The 16,605-nt window shown below is 59.0% G+C and carries 18 protein-coding genes; 3 read left to right on the forward strand and 15 right to left on the reverse strand.

Translation table 11 applies throughout. The features are described from left to right. Nucleotides 1-9: 9 nt before the first annotated feature. From KZO34_RS03460 to flhA, 6 genes are all read right to left on the reverse strand, one after another. Nucleotides 10-795, reverse strand: coding sequence for a protein phosphatase CheZ (locus KZO34_RS03460; protein WP_219473459.1), 786 nt, complete (start codon nucleotides 793-795; stop codon nucleotides 10-12). 20 nt (nucleotides 796-815) lie between these two features. Continuing rightward, complete coding sequence (gene cheY / locus KZO34_RS03465; protein ID WP_219473460.1) at nucleotides 816-1,199, reverse strand: chemotaxis response regulator CheY; 384 nt, start codon at nucleotides 1,197-1,199, stop codon at nucleotides 816-818. 162 nt (nucleotides 1,200-1,361) lie between these two features. After that, nucleotides 1,362-2,105 (reverse strand): RNA polymerase sigma factor FliA, encoded by a 744-nt coding sequence (locus KZO34_RS03470; protein WP_219473463.1) that lies wholly within the window; start codon nucleotides 2,103-2,105, stop codon nucleotides 1,362-1,364. Between the two features lie 30 nt (nucleotides 2,106-2,135). After that, the gene (locus tag KZO34_RS03475) at nucleotides 2,136-2,948 is read right to left on the reverse strand and encodes a MinD/ParA family protein (protein ID WP_219473464.1); all 813 of its coding nucleotides are present in this window, start codon (nucleotides 2,946-2,948) and stop codon (nucleotides 2,136-2,138) included. A gap of 106 nt (nucleotides 2,949-3,054) precedes the next feature. Then, nucleotides 3,055-4,347: a flagellar biosynthesis protein FlhF gene (gene flhF, locus KZO34_RS03480; protein WP_219473466.1), complete on the reverse strand. Its 1,293-nt coding sequence runs from the start codon at nucleotides 4,345-4,347 to the stop codon at nucleotides 3,055-3,057. A gap of 60 nt (nucleotides 4,348-4,407) precedes the next feature. Then, nucleotides 4,408-6,588: a flagellar biosynthesis protein FlhA gene (gene flhA, locus KZO34_RS03485; protein ID WP_219473468.1), complete on the reverse strand. Its 2,181-nt coding sequence runs from the start codon at nucleotides 6,586-6,588 to the stop codon at nucleotides 4,408-4,410. Between the two features lie 226 nt (nucleotides 6,589-6,814). On the opposite strand from flhA, the gene upp reads away from it, so the two are divergent. The 3 genes from upp to KZO34_RS03500 are packed head-to-tail and all read left to right on the forward strand — an operon-like array spanning nucleotide 6,815 to nucleotide 9,547. Then, nucleotides 6,815-7,453 carry a uracil phosphoribosyltransferase gene (upp, locus tag KZO34_RS03490; RefSeq protein WP_070965803.1) on the forward strand — a complete coding sequence of 213 codons (639 nt, stop codon included), beginning with the start codon at nucleotides 6,815-6,817 and terminating at the stop codon, nucleotides 7,451-7,453. A gap of 2 nt (nucleotides 7,454-7,455) precedes the next feature. Continuing rightward, the gene (locus KZO34_RS03495) at nucleotides 7,456-8,712 is read left to right on the forward strand and encodes a uracil-xanthine permease family protein (RefSeq protein ID WP_219473470.1); all 1,257 of its coding nucleotides are present in this window, start codon (nucleotides 7,456-7,458) and stop codon (nucleotides 8,710-8,712) included. Further along, entirely contained in the window at nucleotides 8,693-9,547 is an 855-nt protein-coding gene (locus KZO34_RS03500; RefSeq protein WP_219473472.1) for a class I SAM-dependent methyltransferase, read from the forward strand. Before KZO34_RS03495 ends, KZO34_RS03500 begins: the two co-directional genes overlap by 20 nt. Before the next feature lie 56 nt (nucleotides 9,548-9,603). On the opposite strand, the gene flhB is transcribed toward KZO34_RS03500, so the two are convergent. From flhB to KZO34_RS03545, 9 genes are all read right to left on the reverse strand, one after another. Continuing rightward, nucleotides 9,604-10,740 carry a flagellar biosynthesis protein FlhB gene (gene flhB / locus KZO34_RS03505; protein ID WP_219473474.1) on the reverse strand — a complete coding sequence of 379 codons (1,137 nt, stop codon included), beginning with the start codon at nucleotides 10,738-10,740 and terminating at the stop codon, nucleotides 9,604-9,606. 25 nt (nucleotides 10,741-10,765) lie between these two features. Continuing rightward, nucleotides 10,766-11,551: a flagellar biosynthetic protein FliR gene (fliR, locus tag KZO34_RS03510; RefSeq protein ID WP_219473476.1), complete on the reverse strand. Its 786-nt coding sequence runs from the start codon at nucleotides 11,549-11,551 to the stop codon at nucleotides 10,766-10,768. Between the two features lie 3 nt (nucleotides 11,552-11,554). Next, the gene (gene fliQ, locus KZO34_RS03515) at nucleotides 11,555-11,824 is read right to left on the reverse strand and encodes a flagellar biosynthesis protein FliQ (RefSeq protein ID WP_219473477.1); all 270 of its coding nucleotides are present in this window, start codon (nucleotides 11,822-11,824) and stop codon (nucleotides 11,555-11,557) included. 8 nt (nucleotides 11,825-11,832) lie between these two features. Further along, complete coding sequence (gene fliP, locus KZO34_RS03520) at nucleotides 11,833-12,615, reverse strand: flagellar type III secretion system pore protein FliP (protein ID WP_219473479.1); 783 nt, start codon at nucleotides 12,613-12,615, stop codon at nucleotides 11,833-11,835. A 4-nt stretch (nucleotides 12,616-12,619) separates the two neighbouring features. Further along, nucleotides 12,620-13,066, reverse strand: a complete 447-nt coding sequence (gene fliO, locus KZO34_RS03525; protein WP_219473481.1) for a flagellar biosynthetic protein FliO — start codon at nucleotides 13,064-13,066, stop codon at nucleotides 12,620-12,622. Between the two features lies 1 nt (nucleotide 13,067). Continuing rightward, nucleotides 13,068-13,556: a flagellar motor switch protein FliN gene (gene fliN / locus KZO34_RS03530; protein ID WP_219473484.1), complete on the reverse strand. Its 489-nt coding sequence runs from the start codon at nucleotides 13,554-13,556 to the stop codon at nucleotides 13,068-13,070. Further along, on the reverse strand, nucleotides 13,549-14,547 hold the full coding sequence (gene fliM, locus KZO34_RS03535) for a flagellar motor switch protein FliM (RefSeq protein ID WP_219473485.1): 999 nt from the start codon (nucleotides 14,545-14,547) through the stop codon (nucleotides 13,549-13,551). Before fliM ends, fliN begins: the two co-directional genes overlap by 8 nt. A 39-nt stretch (nucleotides 14,548-14,586) precedes the next feature. Next, entirely contained in the window at nucleotides 14,587-15,099 is a 513-nt protein-coding gene (locus KZO34_RS03540; protein ID WP_219473486.1) for a flagellar basal body-associated FliL family protein, read from the reverse strand. Between the two features lie 203 nt (nucleotides 15,100-15,302). Further along, entirely contained in the window at nucleotides 15,303-16,499 is a 1,197-nt protein-coding gene (locus KZO34_RS03545; protein WP_219473487.1) for a flagellar hook-length control protein FliK, read from the reverse strand. Nucleotides 16,500-16,605: the final 106 nt, after the last annotated feature.

Genomic DNA, 16,605 nt, shown 5'->3' on the forward strand with positions numbered 1-16,605 from the left:
CTTATCAATTCAGAAACCGAGACTGGACAGCAGATCATCGACATCGTCCTGTCCCGATACTACATCTTCACGCTCTTCAGCCTTGATCTGAGGCCCTACGCCCTGCTCCGCCGAAACCTGAGTCTCGTCAATCTGGTGCACGGTGCCGGTGATCTGATCCACATGGCTCGCCATCACCACAAGGCTGAGCATCTGTTCTTCCACTTCCTTCACCAGGGTCGTGACCTTCTGGATCACCTGCCCGGTCAGATCCTGAAAATCCTGGGCCAACAGAATTTCCGAAAGATTGTTGTACATGGTGTCGGCGTCGGTGGTCAGGCCGGCAAAGAACCGGTCGATGCGCCCGTAGAGCTCACGGAACTCGGCGGGCTGCATTTCCCGCCGGCGTAACCGTTGCCATTCATCCCGCAGTGCCGAGGCCTCATCGCGAACGGAGTGGGCAACAGGCATGGTCTCTTCCACCAGGTCCATGGTGCGGTTGGCCGCCTGACTGGTCATCTGGACCACGTACTCAAGGCGGTCGGAGGCATCAGTCATCTTCGACAGCGCTTCCTGCTGCTCGACGCTGCGTGGATCCACCTGAAAATTCCGGATTGCTTCGTGCAGGCTACGGGTCAGCCGACCAACCTCGCGGTAGAGACTTTGATCCCTGACCTCGCTGAGTTCATTGATCACGGTCATCGCCTGAGCAAAATCTCCGGCCTTTACGCTTTCGGCCAGCTCTGCGCTCTGACGCTGGAGCTGCTCAGTCACCTCCGGATCGAGGCTCCGATGGTTCTTGTTGCTATCGCTCATGAGAGCCATCCGACCTCTGATTACTGAATGCGTTCGAAGATTTTCTCAATCTTTTCCTTCAGGACCGCTGCCGTGAACGGCTTGACCACATAGCCATTCACACCTGCCTGGGCCGCCGCCACGATCTGATCCCGTTTGGCTTCGGCTGTCACCATCAGCACCGGCAGCGTCTTCAGATCTTCATCGGCGCGCACGGCTTTCAGCAGATCAAACCCGGACATCCCCGGCATGTTCCAATCCGTCACCAGAAAATCGTACTTGCCGCTTTTCAGCATCGGCAGCGCGGTGTTGCCATCATCTGCCTCGTCGGTGTTGCTGAAACCCAGATCACGCAGCAGGTTCTTGATGATCCGTCGCATTGTGGAAAAGTCGTCCACAATCAGGATTTTCATGTTCTTGTCCAATGGGACCTCCAGTTAGTAACACCCGGAATTCGTTTGACCTATGAGCTCGACATCTAGCAGGCCGCTGTTTTAAGCACTTATTGTCTGATCTTTGGTGCCCAAGTAAAGCGCCGGTTACCAAAAGCTACAGAGCGCTATGAACCAGACACACGGAGTAGGCGTCTAGTCGTCCGCTTCACGACGCCAGCCCGCAAGGCGACCACGCAACCTGAGCGCGGCCTGGCTGTGAATCTGGCTGACCCGGCTTTCACTGACGCCCAGAACGGCGCCGATTTCCTTCAGGTTCAGCTCTTCCTGGTAGTACAGGCTGAGCACCAGTTTTTCCCGCTCCGGCAACTCTTCGATGGCCTCGGCCAGATTGCGACGGAAGGCATCGGACGCCAGACCATCCAGCGGATTATCGCTGCTCTCTGCTTCTTCTATCGGCAGCTCGCCGGATTCATTGAGCTCATCCAGACTAAAAAGTCGCCCGCTGTTGGCGTCTGCAAGCGAGGCATGGTATTCGGAAAGCTCCATACCCAGTTCTTCGGCGACTTCGAGGTCCTGGGCTTCACGACCGAGACGGTCTTCAACGGCCTTGATGGCCTGGGAAATCCGGCGGGCATTTCGATGGACTGAACGGGGGACCCAGTCGCCCTTGCGGATCTCATCCACCATGGCGCCTCGGATACGGATGCCGGCATAGGTTTCAAACGTCGCACCTTTGGTCGAGCTGTAGCGTTGGGCCGACTCAAGCAGACCGATCATGCCCGCCTGCATCAGGTCGTCCAGCTGCACCGAGGCGGGGAGCCTGGCCATCAGATGAAGGGCAATTTTCTTGACCAGCGGAGCGTGCTCCTCAATGAGTCGAGAAGGACCTTTCGCGTCAGACTGCTGATAGATTCCCAGATGTTTCGCCAATGTCATGTATCCGGTGTTGATTTGACTGGATCAGAATCAGACTTCGACGAGCCGCTCCACAAAGAACTCGAGGTGTCCCCGGGGCGAGGATGGCAACGGCCAGTTGTCGACCTTGTCCGCCAGTGCCTTGATCGCAAGAGACGCCTTGGCGCGGGGGTAGGCGTCCAGCACCGCCCGCTGTCGCTGTACCGATTTCTTGACGGCTTCGTCGTACGGCACCATACCCACATACTGCAGAGCCACATCAAGGAACCGTTCGGTCACCCGGGTCAGTTTATCGAAAAGGTGGCGGCCTTCCTGCTCATTTCGCACCTGGTTTGCCAGAATACGAAAGCGGTTGGTGCCGTATTCGCGATTCATCAGCTTGATCAGGGCGTAGGCATCGGTGATGGAGGTGGGCTCATCACAGACAACGAACAGCAGTTCCTGGGAGGCCCGAAGAAAACTGACCACGGATTCGGAAATGCCCGCGGCGGTATCGACAATCAGTACGTCAATCTGATCACCCAGTTCACTGAAGGCATTGATCAGTCCGGCGTGCTCCATCGGGCTCAAATGAGTCATTCGCTGGGTGCCGGAGGAGGCCGGCACAATCTTGATGCCGCCGGGTCCGTTGACCAGTATGTCCTTGAGTTCGCACTCACCGGACAGCACGTCTGAGATGTTTCGGCTGGCCGTAATTCCGAGCAGCACATCAATGTTGGCGAGGCCCAGATCGGCGTCCAGAATCACAACCCGGCGACCTTTCTGTGCCAGGGCGATTCCGAGGTTGACCGACACGTTACTCTTGCCGACTCCACCCTTGCCGCCGGAAACCGCAATCACCTGTACCGGATTTGCTCTGCTCATGTTGATTCTTGTCTCTCGCCAGTTGTACTGAAGGCTCGTCTTGTTATTGAACGGCGCCAGCTCCGCGCGCCGGATGCCCTGGGATCCGGTTAAGGCATGTTTGCGCTCAGGCCCCTTCGGCAACCGACTGCTGTTGCTGAAGGCGTTTCAGCCGCTCCACCGCCAGCCGCACCAGAGGAATGGCTTCCGCGTGATGCAGATCCTCGGGGATTTTCTGCCCGTCCGTGTAATAAGCCACCGGCAACCCGGTTTCCATCACGAACCCCAGAGATTCCCCGAGTGTCAGGGCTTCGTCAATCTTTGTCATCACGCAGCCCGAAAGATTTGCCATCTTATAGCAATGCCAGACGGATTTCATGATACGCGGCTGGCTGGTGGCAGACACCACAAGGTGGGTACGGATATTGTGGTGGCTACGCGCCAGCTCCGCCAGCTGTTCCTGGTACCCCTTGTCCGTACTGGTCAGGCCGGCTGTATCAATCAATACCAGATGCCGGTCGGACAGTTCGTCCAGAATATCATCCAGGGAGTGGCTTTCATCCACCACCCGCACTGGCACGTTCAGGATCCGACCGAACACGAACAGCTGTTCATGAGCGGCCACCCGATAGCGATCGGTCGTGACCAGCGCCAATGAATCGGCCCCGTGTCGCAACACGTAATGTGCCGCCAGCTTGCCAATGGTGGTTGTCTTGCCGGAGCCAGTGGGACCAACCAGCGCGTAGACACCGCCCTCATCCGGCCATTCCTGGCGGGAGGTGCGGACACCGGTGGCGAGCATTTTCAGGGACTGTTTCCAGCCATCTTCCAGCCGGCCACCCTTGTGCCGACGGGACAACGAGCCGGCCAAATCGTTACTCAGACCAAACTCCTGCAAGCGTTCCGCCAGCCGCTGTTGGACCGCATTGCTGGCCGGCTTCGCTGGCTCGACCGGCCGACCACTCATCATCTCCCGCAATGAGCTGATTTCAGCCCGCATCTGAGCCAGCTCATCGGAATAACCCTGGGCGTCGCCAGCCGGTGCAGGCGTCGACGCCTCAAACCCGGAAGACGCAGCCTCGTTCAGGTCCGCAAAGGAAGCGCCAGAATACGATGCCCCCACCTTGGCCCGTTTCTCCCGCACGTCACGGATACGATCGCGGGATCGGTTCAGCTCGTCTTCAAGCCGGCGATGCTGGTCAGCCTGCATTTCGGCCAGTCGCGAGCCGTTGGTGGCGGACTCGGCCTTGTCACCCAATCGCTGGCGCGCCATGTTCTCGTCGTAGTCCAGTGCCGTCACGATTTCGACGCCACCATCAACACGACGATTGGAAAGAATCACGGCATCCGGCCCCATCTGTTCACTGACCTGCTTCAGCGCCTCTGCCATGCTCTGAGCGAAAAACCGTTTTACTTTCATACTGCCTCATCCTCCACCGGCAGCCCCCTGCGGGCGCTGGCCGCGTTGTGGTCCGTGTCGTTACTGACCGACGGACGCCACGATAGTGATCTGTTTGTTATCCGGTATTTCCTGGTAGGAGAGCACGTGCAGGCGCTCTACCCCGTAGCTCGCAAACCTTGCCAGAACCGGTCGCAATGGACCGGAAACCAACAGAATGGCGGGCTTGCCAAGCATTTCCTGGCGCTGGACGCTTTCCTGCAGGGACCGCTGCAGCTTCTCCACCATGTTCGGCTCCAGAACCAGACCGATGTCGTCCTGACCGCCGGATTGTTGACTCTGCTGAACAGACTTTAGCAATAACTGTTCCAGATCCGGATCCAGGGTGATGACCGGGATCTCCGACTCGTTCCCGCAGATACTCTGCACGATCATCCGGCGCAGGGACTGACGGGCCACCGTGGTCAGCAACTTCGGATCCTGACTCTTCGGATGAACGTTCACGATGGCCTCAGCGATCGAACGCATGTCCCGAATCGGCACTTCTTCCTTGAGAAGATTCTGCAGCACCTTGAGCAACAGGCTGATCGACACCGTGGTCGGCACCAGCTCTTCCGCCAGTTTGGGCGACACCTTCTCCAACTGGTCGAGCCACTTCTGCACTTCCTCATGACCGAGCAGCTCGTGGGCATGCTTCTGCAAGACCTGGTTCAGATGGGTGGCAACCACGGTGCTGGCATCAACCACGGTGTAACCCAGAGTCTGGGCCTGATCCTTCTTGTCCGGCTCAATCCAGCAGGCATCCAGTCCGAAAGCCGGATCCTTGCCCTGAATCCCCTCGACTTTGCCAAATACCTGACCGGGGTCGATCGCCAGTTCCCGCTCCGGGTGAATTTCAGCCTCGGCAATGGTCACACCCATGAGCGTGATCCGGTAAACATTGGGCATCAGGTCGAGGTTGTCGCGGATATGAACCGACGGCATCAGGAAGCCCAGATCCTGCGACAGTTTCTTGCGCACCCCCTTGATCCGACTCAGAAGCTGGCCACCCTGCGACTTGTCTACCAGGGGAATCAGTCGGTACCCCACTTCCAGCCCGACGATGTCGACCGTGGCGACGTCGTCCCAACCCAGCTCCTTGGTCTCTCCCGGCGCGGGCAATTGCCGGCCCGGATCACCACCACTATCCCCGCCGGGGGGCAGATCCTGCCCCGTCGAGCGCGGCATGCCGGCGGCACCGCCCCGGCCCGGGAAGACACCATCTTCCTCGACCGTCTGACGATCATGTGTCCAGATGTACCAGGCCGCTGCCGCTGCGAGGCTGCCGAGACCCAGGAAGGCCACGTGGGGCATCCCCGGAATCAGGCCAAGAATGATCAGGATCGCGGCCGCAATGGCCAGCGCCTTGGGCGCACTGAACATCTGGCTGAGAATCTGGCCGCCCATGTCCTGGCTGGAGGTCACCCGGGTGACCATGATGGCCGCGGAGGTGGACAAGAGCAGTGAGGGAATCTGGGCAACCAGGCCGTCACCGATGGTGAGCAATGCGTAACGCTGCATGGCCAACCCGAAGGTCAGATCGTGCTGCAGCATGCCGATGGCGACGCCGCCAATAATATTGATGGCAAGAATCAACAGGCCGGCAACGGCATCGCCCTTAACGAATTTCGAGGCACCGTCCATGGAACCGTAGAAATCCGCTTCCTGAGCAATCTCTGAACGGCGATGTTTGGCCTCGTCCTGGTTAATCAAACCGGCGTTCAGGTCGGCGTCGATAGCCATCTGCTTGCCTGGCATGGCATCCAGGGTAAAGCGGGCGCTGACTTCGGAAACGCGGCCCGCGCCCTTGGTGACCACCAGGAAGTTGATGATCATCAGGATGGCAAATACCACGAGCCCCACCGCGTAGTTACCGCCGATCAGCACGGCACCGAAGGATTCAATCACCTTACCCGCCGCGTCGCCGCCTTCGTGACCTTCCAGCAGCACAATGCGGGTGGACGCCACGTTCAGGGCCAGTCGCAGGAGCGTCGCCACCAGCAGCACCGTCGGAAAGGAAGCAAACTCCATGGGGCGCATGGCGTAGACACACACCAGCAGGATGACAATGGACAGCGTAATATTGAAGGTGAAGAAGACGTCCAGCAGGAACGCAGGCATGGGCAGGATCATCATGCCCAACAGCCCCATCAACATGACCGGGATGCCCAGATTTCCCCGCGTCAGGGATTTGACGTTGTTAAGGACCAATGCTCTGTCCATGCCGGACTGCTCTCCGCTAGGCTGTGCCTGAAGGGGTTTCAGGGTCGAGAATCTGACGCCGCGGCGCCGTTTCGAGGTGGTATCGCAAGATCCGTACCACTCCTTATCCGATTTCCCCAGGCTTTCTCCCGGTGTCGCCTGACGTTGCTCCTCAGATACGGTATCCTTGCGCCATTTGAACGCGCTGCAAAAACCCCGACAGATAAACCAGACACACAGGTGACCCATGCCAATCCACGAGGTTAAACATCCCCTGATCCGACACAAACTCGGCCTGATGCGCCGGGCGGACATCAGCACCAAGAATTTTCGTGAACTGGCACAGGAGGTCGGTGCCCTGCTGACGTACGAAGCCACCAAGGATTTCAATCTGCAGGAAAAGACGATTGAAGGCTGGGCCGGGCCGGTTAACGTTGAACAAATCCATGGCAAGAAAATCACCATCGTCCCCATCCTGCGGGCCGGACTCGGCATGCTCGACGGCGTTCTGAGCCTGATCCCGGTGGCCCGCGTGAGCGTAGTCGGCCAGATTCGTAACGAAGAGACCCTGGAAGCCAGCACCTACCTGGAAAAGCTGGTTGGCGAACTGGATCAGCGTATGGCGCTGATCGTGGACCCGATGCTGGCCACCGGCGGCTCCATGATTTCCACCATCGACCTGCTGAAGAAAGCCGGCAGCACCGAAATCCGGGCGCTGGTACTGGTCGCGGCTCCCGAAGGCATCGAGAAGGTGCTCGAGAAACATCCGGATGTGTCTATTTACACCGCCTCGGTTGACGACCACCTGAACGATAAAGGCTATATCCTTCCGGGTCTTGGTGATGCCGGTGACAAGATTTTCGGAACCAAGCAGAAGGACGTATAACCATGCAGGACCACACCAACGATCCGGTCTGGAAACAGGCCATCGCCGGTTCGCAAATGCTGTTGGTCGCCTTCGGTGCCCTGGTGCTGATGCCCCTGATCACCGGACTGGACCCGAACGTCGCGTTGTTTACGGCCGGTCTCGGCACCATCATTTTTCACATTGTCACCGGTGGCCAGATCCCGATTTTCCTGGCCTCATCCTTTGCCTTCATTGCTCCGGTGATTGCCTCCAAGGGCAAGTTCGGCATGGAAGAGACACTCGGCGGCCTGATGGCGGCCGGCATTCTCTACATCTTCCTCAGCGGACTGGTTCGCCTGCGTGGCACCGGGTTTGTCCGCGCCCTGCTGCCTCCGGTAGTGATTGGCCCGGTCATCATGACCATTGGCCTGGGCCTTGCCCCGGTCGCCGTACACATGGCCTCCGGCCGTACCGGTGACGGCGCCACCCAGCTCATCCCATACGATACCGCCATCTGGATCGCGATGACTTCACTGGCCGTGACCATTGTCATGTCGGTCTGGGCGAAGGGCATTTTTCGCCTGATTCCGATCATGTTCGGGGTCATCACCGGCTACGTGCTTTCGGCCATTGCCGGCATTGTCGATACCACGCCGATCCAGGAAGCGGCCTGGCTGGCCATGCCAAACTTCGTCACCCCAGAATTCAGCTGGGGCGCCGTCCTGTTCATGATCCCGGTCGCCATCGCGCCGGCCATCGAACACATTGGTGATGTTCTGGCCATCGGCAACGTCACCCGCAAGAACTACCTCGAGAAGCCCGGCCTGCACCGCACGCTCCTCGGTGACGGCCTGGCAACCAGTGCAGCATCCCTGCTCGGTGGACCGCCCAACACCACCTACTCGGAAGTCACCGGTGCCGTCATGCTCACCAAGAACTTCAACCCCCGGGTGATGTGGTGGGCCGCGGTCGTCGCCATTGTGCTGGCGTTCGTCGGCAAATTCGGCGCAGCCCTGCAGACCATCCCGGTTCCGGTCATGGGCGGCATCCTGTGCCTGCTGTTCGGCTCCATTGCAGTGGTGGGACTCAACACCCTGATTCGTCATCAGGTTGATCTTTCCCAGTCCCGCAACCTGGTGATCGTGGGCGTCACCCTGGTGTTCGGTATTGGTGGCATGGTGCTGGGACACCTTGAAGGCATCGCCCTGTGTGCGGTGGCTGCCATTATCCTGAACCTGATCCTGCCCGGCAGTCGCGAGGCGTGGGGCAAGGCGGTCTATGAGCACCAAGCCGACTGACAGTTCGGGCATCAGCTTTACCGCCCTCTATACCGGTGCCGTCTGGCACCGGTACGGGCTCTCCGATGACACCCTCGCTACCCAACAGGGCCGCTGGCTCTATCATCTGATGACGCCGTTCGAAGCCGCCAGCAAGGCGGCCATCGGCGGCAACATCCGGACCTTCCTGCTGCAGCGCCACCTGATCATTGACCACCTGATTGACCAGGCCATCCATGATCACGGTATTACCCAGGTTCTCGAGATTGCTTGTGGCATGTCCCCCAGGGGCATTCGCCTGCGAAAACGCCACCCTCAGGTTCACATGGTCGAGGCCGACCTGCCGGACATGGCCGGACGCAAGGCACTGCGACTACTCGCCACCGGCAGACTGGGAGACCACCATCAGGTCACACCCATCGATATCCGCGCCGAGCATGGCGAGTACCAACTTGAACAGGTCATTGATCGCGTCTTCGACAATTCCCAGCCGGTGATTATCATCACCGAAGGGTTGACCAGCTATTTCTCGCTGGACGTTATCAGCGACTTCTGGCGGCGCCTGGCCGCTGCCATGGCGAAACGCCCCCGGTCGGTCTACCTAGCCGAAAGCTACTATCGCCCGAAACAGCCACTGCTCGACGGCACCTTACGAGCCCTCGGTACGGTTCTCGGCGCCGCCACCCGGAGCGAGGTAACGTTCCACTTCCGGAACGACGACGAGGCCCGTGATCACTTCCTTTCCTGCGGGTTCAACTCGGCAGCGGTCCATGATCCTCGGTCCTGGTATCGCGTTCTGCCGATTCCGGAGAGTCGTGGAGAGCCGATGGTTCGGGTTATCGAAGCTTGCTCCTGAGGCGGTTATTCGGATTGGGCCCTGGCCTGATAGCTTCGGAGTATGGCGAAACCGACCTAAATATCCCGCCTCAAATCAGAAGGAATCGGTAAGTCCGGCATGCCGGGCTTGGGCCCACGCCCCTTGCGGAACTGGCGGAGCTGGAACACATAGGCCAGCACCTGGGCGATGGCCATGTAGAGACCGTCGGGAATCTCTTCACCGATGTCGGTGTTGTGGTAGACCGCCCGGGTCAATGGTGGTGTGCGGAGGACTTCCACCTTGTGCTCGCGGGCAATTTCCATGATCTTGAACGCCACTTCGTCGGCGCCCTTGGCCACCACCACCGGCGCGGCCATCGCACCCTGATCGTATTTCAGTGCCACCGCATAGTGGGTCGGGTTGGTGATGACCACATCGGCAGTGGGAACATCCTGCATCATGCGGCGCTGGGCCATTTCACGTTGCAACTGGCGAATCTTGCCTTTGACTTCCGGCTTGCCTTCGGTGTCCTTGAACTCGTCCTTGACCTCCTGCTTGGTCATGCGCAGCTTTTTCTGGTGGTCGTAAATCTGAAAAGGCACATCGATCAGGGCAATGATGATTGTTGCGCAAGAGAGCAGGAAAAAGCTCCAGCCGATCGTCCACAACACATGCTCCATCGCCGGCACCGCGGGCTCCTCTGCAATGCTCAGAAGATCCTCGGTCCTCAGGTTCAGGATCAGGACGGCAAGGGCCATCACCAGACTGACCTTGGCAATGGCCTTGACCAGTTCCACCAGCGAGCGGGCCGAGAACATGCGGCCCAGTCCCTTGATCGGGTCCATTCGGTTCAGCTTGGGAGTAATGGCCTTACCACTGAACAGCAGGCCACCAATACCAATAGAGCCGAAGAAGGCGGCGATCAATAACACAATCAGAATGGGTGACAGGGCCCACGCGGCTTCCTTGGCGGAAGCAATGAGCTGAACACTCATGTGCCGGGTATCAAAGATAGCCGAGCGTTCAAGCACGAAACTGTCTCGCATGATGCCTTCAAGCGCAGCACCGAGACTGGTGCCAAAGATCAGAAGGCCGCCGGCACCGGCCATGAGCACCGCCATGGTCGCCAGTTCGCGGGAACGGGCCGTCTGACCTTCCTCCTTGGCTTTCTCAAGCCTTCGGGGCGTGGCCTCTTCCGTTTTTTCCTGACTGTTGTCGTTTTCTTCGGCCATGGCTCAGGTTCTGTGGTGTCGGTGCCTAGGGCTGGCCCTGCAACTGCCGCATGAAATCAAACGTCTCCCGCGTGTACTGGTCAAAGTGCGGCAGAAAGTTGGCGTGCAAGACCCATATGGCAAACAATCCAAAAATCAGGCCAATCGGGAAACCCAACGCGAAGATGTTCATCTGAGGCGCTGCCCGGGTCGTTACGCCAAACGAGATGGTGACGATCAGCACCGCCGTCACCGCCGGTAACGCCAGGAGCATGGCGGAGGCGAACATCCAGCTGATGCGGTGGGCCAATTCCCAGATGCCGCCCTGACCCAACCCTTCGAGGCCAACAGGCAGGGTGCGGAAGCTTTCGATAAAGACCTCAAAAACAGCGAGATGGCCGTTCATGGCGAGAAACAACAGGGTAATCGTGATGGTGTAGATCTGGGACAGCACCGGCACGTTGACGCCGTTGGCCGGGTCAACCATGGACGCGAAGCCGAGGCCCATCTGCATCGCAATCATCTGACCGGCTACGACAAAAAGTTGCCACAGGGCGGTCAGGGCAAATCCGAGCCCTACACCGATCAGGATTTGTTGCAGGGTTATGACGACCGCATCGGCACTGAGCGCTTCCACTTGCGGCACCGGGGGGATCAACGGAACAATGAGGACGGTCATCAGCAGCGCCAGCCCCAGACGGATTCGGGCCGGCACCAATTGGGTCCCGAAGATGGGAATCACCATCAGGAAACTGGCGATCCGGAACAGGGGCCAGAGGTGCTGCCCTACCCACTGCCCCAGCATATCCGCGCTGAATTCCGCCGGTATCATCCGTCAGCCGATCAGGTAAGGAATGCTGGAGATCAGCCGGTTCGCATGATCCAGCAACTGAGTCAGCATCCATGGTCCCATGACGATGATGACAATCAGGGTTACCAGCAGGCGCGGCAGGAAGCTCAGGGTCTGCTCGTTGATCTGGGTCGCGGCCTGGAAGGTACTGACCACCAAACCGATGACCAGACCGGGTCCGATGATGACCGACGCCAGAAGCACGATCATCCACAGTGCCTCGCGAAGAATATCGATAACGGTTTCCGGAGTCATAACGCCCCCTATATTCCGTAGCTGGCCGCCAGCGTTCCCATAATCAGGGCCCAGCCATCCACCAGGACAAACAGCATGATCTTGAACGGCAATGAGATGATGATGGGCGACAGCATCATCATACCCATCGCCATGAGGACACTGGCCACCACCATGTCGATAATCAGGAACGGGATAAACAGGATAAACCCGATCTGGAAGGCGGTCTTTAACTCACTGGTGACAAAGGCAGGCATCAGTACCCAGAAAGACACGTCATCCGGCGTCTGGTACTGTTCATCCGCCATCCGCATGAACAGGGCCAGGTCGCTTTCCCGGGTCTGTTCGAGCATGAATTTCTTGAACGGCTCACTGGCCAGTTCCACAGCTTCCAGGGAGGTCACTTCCTCCTGAAGGTAGGGCTGCAACCCCACACGGTTGGCTTCCTCCAGCACCGGCTTCATGATGAAAATACTGAGGAACAGGGCGAGTCCGAGCAGGATCTGGTTCGATGGCGTGGCCTGCAGACCAAGTGCCTGGCGAAGGATGGCGAACACCACGATGATGCGGGTAAACGAGGTCATCATCATCAGCATCGCCGGCAGGAACGTCAGCGCCGTCATCAGCGCGAGGATCTGCAGGGTTACCGAATATTCCTGGACGCCTTCGCCTTCGCCGGGCTCGACGGTGAACGCCGGAATACCGGGAATGCCGCCCGCGCCACCATCCTGCGCCAGCGACAGGGGTGCCCAGAGCACGACAAGCAAGAGGATCAGAATCGGGAGAAACCGGTTGGTGATCAGGGCAATCATGGGCTCAGTCGTTCCTTGTCGGCGAAGTCCAGGATTTACCGATCATGCCCTGAAGCCGTCTGGCGAAGTCACCCGAGGGCGGATTACTGGCATCGACCACCGGCTCATCGAACACATGAAGGGTTCGGATCGCCGACGGCGTGATTCCCAGCAATATCTGCTGGCCACCAACTTCGATCAGCGCCAGACGCTCCCGGGCACCCAGCGCCATCACCGAGACCACTTTAATGGCATTGTTGTTCATCCCGGTCATGCCGTTCATCCGGCGAATGATCCAGGCACAGCCATAGATAATCGCAATGACGGCCAACAGCCCGATACCGAGACTGATAACGGTGCCCATCGTGTCCGGCGCACGAACCGGGGCCTCCTGCGCCGCCCTGGAAGCTTCTTCTGCCAGTACCGGGCCGGCAAGAACCAGCGTCGTCAGCGCCACCAGTTTTGACCACATGTTATTTCTGCAACCGCTTGATGCGCTCGCCCGGGCTGATCACGTCGGTCAGGCGGATACCGAACTTCTCGTTCACCATGACCACCTCGCCGTGAGCAATCAGCGTACCGTTGACCAGAACATCCAGTGGCTCTCCGGCCAGTCGGTCCAATTCGATGACCGATCCCTGGTTGAGCTGCAGCAGGTTGCGAATGGGGATTTGGGTATTGCCCACTTCCATCGAAATGGTCACCGGAATATCCAGAATCACGTCCATATCCGGCGCCGCCCCAGAACCCTGCGAAGGCTGTGTGGCGTGATCAAACTCTTCCATGGGCGCCGTCTGCACGTCATCGCCCTGACCCGACTCTCCGGCCTCTGCCATGGCAGCCGCCCATTCGTCCTCGGCGGAACCGCTGTCGTCGCCGGACTCTTCCATGGCCGCTTCCCACTCCGCCGCCAGCTTCTCGTCTTCGCTGAGTTGCTGCTCGTCTTTCTTGTCGTCAGCCATTGCGTCCCACCTTCAGTTGTTTCTTGACCTTGGGCAGCGATGCCCTTTCTTGAATTCGCAGTGCCAGCTTCCCGTCCCGTGTGCCCATGGTGGCCTTGTAGATCGGAATACCGTTTGCGGTCACCGTCAGATACTCGGGAATTTCGACCGGGATAATATCGCCGGTTTTCATATTGGCGATATCCCGCAGGGAGATCCGGCGACGACAGACCGTGGTGTTCACCGGTACGTTGACGTCCTTGATGTCCTCCTGCAGAGCATTGACCCAGCGCTCGTCGACGTCGTCAATGTCACTCTGGACACCGGCATCCAACACATCCCGGATTGGCTCGATCATGGAATAGGGCAAGGCAAAATGCAGTTCCCCGCCGCCGCCATCGAGTTCGATGTGGAAGGTACTGACCACCACCACTTCGCTCGGGCTGACGATGTTGGCCATGGCCGGGTTCACTTCCGAGCTAAGGTAGTCAAACTCCACCTTGAGGACCGCGTGCCAGGCTTCTTTCATATCGTGAAACACCTGGTCCAGCACCATCTGCACGATCCGTGTCTCGGTCGGGGTGAATTCCCGGCCCTCGATCTTGGCGTGACGACCCTCGCCCCCGAAGAAGTTGTCGACCAGCTTGAAAACCAGTTTTGCGTCGAGAACAAAGAGTGAGGTGCCGCGCAGCGGGCGAACCTTGCAGAGATTGAGGCTGGTGGGTACGTACAGGGTATGGATGTACTCACCAAATTTCATGATTTTCACGCCACCGGTGGATACGTCAGCATTACGGCGCATGAGATTGAAGAGGCTGATCCGGGTATAACGGGCAAAGCGCTCATTGATCATCTCCAGGGTCGGCATACGACCCCGAACGATTCGATCCTGGCTCGAGAGGTCGTAGGACTTTACGCCGGTTTCGTCGGTCTCTTCGTAGGTATCGATATCGCCATCGTCCACCCCGTGAAGGAGGGCATCGATTTCATCCTGTGACAACAAGTCCTGCATAGTAGTCCTGCCCCTGAAATGCCTTGCCCGCGACGGGCCCTATTGCACTACAAAATTTCTGAACAATACCCGCTTGATGGCGGGCTCGCCTTCCTGTTCAAGTACCTGGTTGACCGTCGTCAACATCTCGTCGGCCAGCCCCCGCCGGCCTTCCGGCGTTTGCAGCTGATCGAATTTACTGCTCCCCAGCACCATGACCAGTTGGCTCCGTATCAGTGGCAAATGCAGCTGGGCGGCAGCGAGCGCTTGCGGGTCGGTTGCTTCCAGCGCCAGATACACCTGAGCATAGCGCTGGCGTCCCTCAGCCTGCACCGTCGTGACCAGTGCTTTCTGCAGTTCGACGTAGGTGCTGGAGACAAAACTCTCTTCTACCGCCTCGTCGCTCCCCTCTTCCTCGCCGCCCGCCATGCCGGGCAAACTGCCTCCGAGGAACCAGAGTGTACCCGCAACGGAAAGCACAATCGCCAGGATGACAATCACCACCAGCATGATGATGAGTTTCAGCTTGCCTTTCTTGGCGGGGGCCGCTTCGGGCGCGTTATTTTCAGCCATAGTATCTGCTTTGCCAGAAATCCGTCAGACGGAGTGTTTTTCCGCGACTTTCATGGGTTAGATGCAAAGGTTGGGCCAGAAGGCCCAACCTTGCTGTTCAGAACCGCAGTTTAGCGTTGCACAGAAGGATGGGCAAAAGAGTTTGGAGGGAATGTTCTTAAGTGATAGCAGCGTACCGGCGACGCATCATCCAGCGAAAGCTGTCAGGCGAAAATGTCAACTTCACCCTTCCAGCTGAGATCCAGATTGCCCGCCTCAACATCGACATCATCAACATCCGACAGCGCGGGATTGCCCGGGTGATTTGCCTGCCCTTCGCCGTCACCCGGTCCCTGCTCTCCACCCCGCTGCTGGGGAGAATCGGAGACATCGAACCGCGCCAGGTTCAGGCCCTGATCTCCCAGCATGTCCCTCAGCCGATGCGAATGCTGTTCCAACTGATCACGGACGACCGGGTTAGCGGCGTGAACGGTAATGTTGGCCTGCTCGTTATGAACCCGGACTTTGACCTCCATCGGGCCCATATCCGGCGGAGTGAGATGGATCTCCGCCACCGACATGTTTCTGGCCGTCAACCAACTGAGCTTGCCCACCAGCTTGTCACCCCATTCGGCCTGACCCACGGGCGTATCGATGGACGTGGCGTAGCTTCTCAGCGGCACCGCGGCTTCTGCCGACAATTTGGCAGCGCCGGCGTTCGCCGCCTGCTGACCGGCCATCTCCAGAGCGGATTGGAATCGGCCGGAGGCGACAAGACTGGTCGGCTCCGCCGGACGGCCCGTTTCAGAGCCCAGCGTCGCGGCCAGAGCCTCGGTCAACTGCAGCCCCGTGGTGAGACCCGGAGCCGCCTGTCCGGATTGCCCTGCCTGGCCAAGCTTGCCACCGATTATGCCGTTGAGCGATCCGTTCGCGGTTATTAAGGGGGCCAGTGTTTGAGGCGCGCCTTTGGTCGCAGAGGCAGTCCCCGGAACCGCCGTGCCGGAATGACCGGCAGCCGGAACCAACAAGGCCTGCAACTCGGCGAACGTCAACGGTGTGGATGTGATCTCCATCTCGGAGACAGGCTCGGTCGTGACCTGAACAGCCGCCCCTTCCTGTTCTGCGACGGCCTTGTCCGCTTTTTCGTCGGCCCCGGGTTTCGATTGGGCCGGATCAGAAGAAGATCCGTTAGCCTGTCGATCTTTGCGGGTCTCGGCAGACTTGTCGGTGGCTGCCTTGTCACCGGACCGCACCTCGTCCCGGCGCTCATTTTCTGCGCGATCCATTCGCTTGTGCTCAGCCCGCGACACCGATTCATATCGGCTCTCGCCATCCGGCTCTCTTGAAGAACCGGACTTGGCAGCACTGGGGTCTTTTTGCATCCCGGGAGCGGGAGTCTGGGGAAGAACCATCTGGGGCATGGCAACCTCTTGCCGCTTTTGTCTCGTGAACACCCGAAACTTGCCGACTTGCAGCGAATTGACGGGCGGTTTCCACTTGATTTGCAAAAGCGATGCCAGACGGTTT

It is taken from the genome of Marinobacter sp. F4206 (assembly GCF_019392195.1).
Lineage (GTDB): Bacteria > Pseudomonadota > Gammaproteobacteria > Pseudomonadales > Oleiphilaceae > Marinobacter.